Source organism: Methanoculleus sp. UBA413 (genome assembly GCF_002502935.1).
Classification (GTDB): Archaea; Halobacteriota; Methanomicrobia; order Methanomicrobiales; family Methanoculleaceae; genus Methanoculleus; species Methanoculleus bourgensis.
The window spans coordinates 1-2,724 of record NZ_DAQR01000102.1 but is presented as its reverse complement, the minus strand read 5'-3'; the positions used below and the strand labels follow the sequence as shown (position 1 = coordinate 2,724).

Here is a 2,724-nt window from a genome sequence, read left to right as displayed (position 1 = left end):
TCGGGCGAAACCCGATCGGTCATCGCTTCTTGTGAGTGTATTGGTTATTTGGAGTCGATGCACCAGCACTGCTTTCACACGAAATCCACCCAGAGCAGAGGTCGCACTGATGAAAACGCCCTATTCCACAGAGAGGAAGAGTCCGGCTCCGGGCTTCACCAGGTGGGCAGCCTGGAGCTGGTTCACCCGGGCGAACAGGTACCTGGTCCAGCGGCTGCTCTGCATCCCATAGAGTTTTTGTACCAGCCACAGATTGCCCCAAGATCGGTTCAAATGAGGAAATGACGGCCGGATTCTCGATCTTCATCAGTTGATCCTCTGGGAGGCACAGCCTCATCGGCATTGTGTACAGCGTCCTGCATCAGAGTTAATACAGGGAGGAGCAACCTATCAGGCAGACGTGATGGATATGGTTTCACCGTTGATTCTGGTCAATCTGAAGACCTACCATGAGGGTATGGGCCAAAACGCTCACCGGATCGCCGCTGCGGCCGAGACCGTGGGGAGAGAGAGCGGGGTTGTCATCGGCATCGCGCCGGTCTTCACCGAGATCCGCCCGATGAGCCAGCACTATGCAATACCGGTCTATGCCCAGCATATCGACGCGATCACTCCCGGCGCCCATACCGGCCATATTCTGCCTGAAGAGGTCAGGGCGGCGGGCGCACGCGGCACCCTGATCAACCACTCCGAACGCCGCCTCACCCTGGCCGAGATCGACGCCTGTGTCCAGGCATCCCGGAGGCTCCGCCTTGAATCGGTCGTCTGCACGAACAACGACTCCACCAGTGCCGCCGCAGCAGCGCTCCGGCCCGACTACGTGGCGATCGAGCCCCCGGAGCTGATCGGGAGTGGGGTCTCGGTCTCGAAGGCAGACCCCGGGATCATCGAGCGCTCCGTCAACGCAGTCAGGGCCGTGAACCCGGACGTGAGAGTCCTGACCGGGGCGGGGATCCAGTCAGGTGAGTGCGTAAAAATAGCAGTCGACCTTGGAACCTCCGGGGTCCTGCTGGCGTCAAGCGTTGTCAAGGCCGATGACCCCGCAGCGGTCCTCCGGGACCTAGTCTCGCTGATCTAGAGGGCTCTCACGCTATCAGCGATATCAGGTCATGTTTGGTGATGACACCACGCACCTTCCCCCTCTCGAGCACCAGGACCGCATGGTTGTGATGCAGGAGATGGACGATCGTATCGATAGGCGCCGTCGGGGGGACCGTCGGGAAACCCGGCTCCATGCAGTCCCGTACCAGTTTCTGGTGCGTCTGGTGGAACCCCCCCTCTTCCATGGCGTTCATGATCGCCGATTCCGATATGCAGCCTACAGGCACCCCCTTCTCGAGCACGGGCAACTGGGAGATGCTGTTCTGGCCCATGATCTCGACAGCGCGGTTGACGGGCTCATCAGGGGCGACAGAGAACACAGGTGAGGTCATCACATCGGCCGCCGTGATCGCCGAGCGCTCCGCCGCCTGCAGGACTTCCACAATCCTCGCGAGCGTGCTGACCCTCGGGTCCACACTGCCGGATTCGATCCGCGCGACCATAGACTGGCTGATTCCGGCCATACGGGCCACGTCTGCCTGCTTTAAGCCCATACGGATTCTCTTTTCCCGCAGTTCGGCCGGGGTGGGTATCTCCATATTATTACTATAGGTAATTTTTTCACTTATACGTTTGCCCTACTAGGGCTTGTTGTCATCTTAAATGTAGAGATCTCCCGTCTCTCTTCGCGTCTTCGCGTGAGACTTCGGTACTCTCTATTACCCCTCACGCGAAGACGCGAAGACGCGAAGGGGCGTTGCAGGGGATTATACCAACCTTCGCGCACTCCCGCGTGAGACCAGAGTGCCCGTCCCAACACGCGACAGAAGTTTCTAAAATAAGATGACACGATGCACTAGTGGACTATTTCACCTTAATTTGCGGTACGTCGGAGCGATCACCAGCCTCTCGCGGACAGCCACGCGGGAGCATTCATGGGGCAGAGCGAGAGGCTGTACACAGGGAAGCGACTGATTTCCCAGGCGCACCCGGACAGTGGACCGTGGTGGGCATCACCCTGAGGGGGCGGGGGCGGTGCCCGGGCGATACCCGGGGCAAACCCTGCCCGGGGCATGATAACCTCTCGGAGCGAGCCGGTCGGGCTCTCATCGTATGCTCCCTGACAGGGATCAAAACAGTTTCCCGAGGAGGAGGGCTATGACCACAGACTAACCAGTAATACCCAAAACCGACCCTTATCTCCTGAATCGAGCGTCATTCTCATGAATCTCCATACCGAACGTTAGCGCGTATGGGGGCTTGCCCCCTCCCTCCGTAAGGAAGCCGGACCCGGGGCACAAACAGAGCCATGATCCCCACTCGCCAAATCGGGGCGGTTTTCATGGAAGTTTAGCTGAAATGCTCCACTACCGGTCCATACCGGGGGCGAATAAAAGACAAACGTCTCAAGAAGAAGCTAGCAAGGAGTGGGAGGAGTAAGCCTCCTTCTGTTCTGTGCGGCATTCAGCTACGCGCCATACCTGGGCGGATACCAGACAATCCATCTGCCCTATTCTGGCTTGCACCCGCAGGGATTCACCGTTTCATCGTATCCCGCCGCTACGTTCAACGAGTTGCTTGCGCAAACGAGTGCGCTTCTCGCCCCGTTAACGGGGGCTCAGTCGTTTCATCACTGACGGCGGGTCGTGTCGTTTCTGTGTCATTGCCGTGACTCTCGCCACC

2 protein-coding genes and 1 other RNA gene are annotated in these 2,724 nt (G+C 59.0%); 1 reads left to right on the top strand and 2 read right to left on the bottom strand.

Annotated features, from left to right (window positions below; genetic code table 11):
- Positions 1–409: 409 nt before the first annotated feature.
- Positions 410–1,078, top strand: coding sequence for a triose-phosphate isomerase (gene tpiA, locus BP858_RS08555; protein ID WP_286879294.1), 669 nt, complete (start codon positions 410–412; stop codon positions 1,076–1,078).
- A gap of 7 nt (positions 1,079–1,085) precedes the next feature.
- On the opposite strand, the gene BP858_RS08550 is transcribed toward tpiA, so the two are convergent.
- Together BP858_RS08550 and rnpB are read right to left on the bottom strand one after the other, a co-directional pair.
- The gene (locus BP858_RS08550) at positions 1,086–1,640 is read right to left on the bottom strand and encodes a CBS domain-containing protein (protein ID WP_014867926.1); all 555 of its coding nucleotides are present in this window, start codon (positions 1,638–1,640) and stop codon (positions 1,086–1,088) included.
- Between the two features lie 826 nt (positions 1,641–2,466).
- An RNA gene (gene rnpB / locus BP858_RS08545) (RNase P RNA component) lies at positions 2,467–2,724 on the bottom strand; the annotation flags it as partial.

Excerpts from the sequence above, each read along its gene's own strand:
- tpiA (WP_286879294.1), top strand. The coding sequence starts at position 410 with ATGGTTTCACCGTTGATTCTGGTCAATCTGAAGACCTACCATGAGGGT.
- BP858_RS08550 (WP_014867926.1), bottom strand. The coding sequence starts at position 1,640 with ATGGAGATACCCACCCCGGCCGAACTGCGGGAAAAGAGAATCCGTATG.